Raw genomic sequence first — 234 nt, 5'->3', positions numbered from 1 at the left:
CAACGGTATCGTACAGCCACGCACTTGGGATTTAGAAGACCCAAATACCGAAGTGGGCTACTTAAATGCCAATGAAGTGACATCGGTTATCCAGCATGAAGGATTCCGATTCTGGGGCAATCGCACCTGCTCAGCAGATCCGCGCTTTGCTTTTGAGACAGGCACTCTAACCGCACAGTGGTTGCTCGATACGATTATCAATGGCTGCTTTCCCTTCATCGACCAGCCTATGAC

The 234-nt window shown here is 50.0% G+C and carries 1 pseudogene; it reads left to right on the top strand.

Features of this window, described 5'->3' with window-relative positions:
• A pseudogene (locus AAEY75_RS17180) lies at positions 1 to 234 on the top strand (phage tail protein); the annotation flags it as partial.

This window comes from Psychrobacter sp. TB55-MNA-CIBAN-0194 (genome assembly GCF_040309505.1).
GTDB classification, from domain to species: domain Bacteria; phylum Pseudomonadota; class Gammaproteobacteria; order Pseudomonadales; family Moraxellaceae; genus Psychrobacter; species Psychrobacter fozii.
This window is presented reverse-complemented; position numbering and strand designations above follow the sequence as displayed.